This window comes from Kitasatospora sp. NPDC059571, assembly GCF_042735675.1.
Taxonomy (GTDB): domain Bacteria; phylum Actinomycetota; class Actinomycetes; order Streptomycetales; family Streptomycetaceae; genus Kitasatospora.
Map to the genome: position 1 here is coordinate 13,868 of NZ_JBHWBW010000028.1, position 1,331 is coordinate 15,198.

The window sequence follows — 1,331 nt, forward strand, 5'->3', positions numbered from 1 at the left end:
CCCCGGGGTCATACGCGGCTGTGTGGCGGGGCATCGGGAGGTGCTGCGTTCACACCCGCGCCCGCGGTGGCGCCCCCCCGCCCCCCGCGGGCCCCCGACCATTCCCACGCGCGCCGGCTGCCGCCCAGGGTCTGACGAAGGGGGTTTGACGGCACGGAGTTGGGCGAGACTGGCGGGCGTGACGAATGATCGCCGCCCGCTGAGCCTGCCCGACTTCTCCGAACCCGCCACAGACCAGGCTGGGCGGCCCGGACGGCGGGAGCTCCCACCGATCGACCGGGCCCTCTTCCTGCCTCCGCCCGGCGTCGAATCCGCCGCTCCGGCCCCGGCCCGCCGGCCCTTGGCCCACGACGGCTCACTCTTCTCCGACCCGGGCACGCCCCCGCGACGGTAGGCATCAGCAGCAGTCACCCGCAGTCCTGGCATCGCACATGAGCCCTGCGGGCTTTCGCCGTCGCGATCAGCCGGCCCCGCAGCCAGGTCGCACACGTACGGGTGAGAGGGTGCACCAGGCCGTCCGCATTGACGGACGGCCGCGTTGAGCCGGGGGACACCGCCGACCGCCCCCGCCTGGAGTGCCCGCCGTGCGCCTGCGCCCCGTCCTTGCTGCCGCTCTCGCCTCGCTCGCCACGACCGTGCTGGTCGCTGCCGACCCGGCGGGCGCGGCCGCCGTGCCCGGACCCGCGGTCCACCGGGCGGCGGGGGAGAGCGTCACCACCACGCTCTACGAGGCGATCGAGGCACTCCCGGTCGCCGCGGAGAGCCGCAACGGCTACGTCCGCACCGCGTTCAGGCACTGGGTGGACGCGGACCGGGACGGCTGCGACGCGCACAAGGAGGTCCTGATCGCCGAGGCGGTCACCGCCCCGGAGATCGGGCCGAAGTGCGCCCTTGTGGGCGGGTCTTGGTGGTCGCGTTACGACGATCTGGTCTTCACCGACGCCGGCAGGCTTGACGTCGACCACCTGGTGCCGCTGGCCGAGGCCTGGGCCTCCGGCGCCTTTGCCTGGACGGCGAAGGAGCGCGAGGCGTACGCCAACGACCTCGACGAGCCCCGCGCACTGATCGCGGTGTCCGCCGCCTCGAACCGGGCCAAGGCCGACAAGGATGTCGCCGACTGGCTGCCCCCGGCGACGGCGTACCGGTGCACTTACCTTGCGGACTGGACCGCGATCAAAACCCGCTGGCACCTGAGCGTCGACGACCGCGAGAAGACCGCCCTGCAAGACCTGGAATCTGGCTGCCCGAACGAGGACCTCACTGTCGTCCTCGCCAACTGACACCCGCGCTCGCGCCGCCCGGCGCGCGAGCACGGGACGCGGGGGGGCCGC

1 protein-coding gene is annotated in these 1,331 nt (G+C 73.9%); it reads left to right on the forward strand.

Annotation, left to right across the window (positions count from 1 at the left end):
- The first annotated feature begins 584 nt into the window (after window positions 1-584).
- Window positions 585-1,280: an HNH endonuclease family protein gene (locus tag ACFV0G_RS05920; RefSeq protein ID WP_380542252.1), complete on the forward strand. Its 696-nt coding sequence runs from the start codon at window positions 585-587 to the stop codon at window positions 1,278-1,280.
- Window positions 1,281-1,331: the final 51 nt, after the last annotated feature.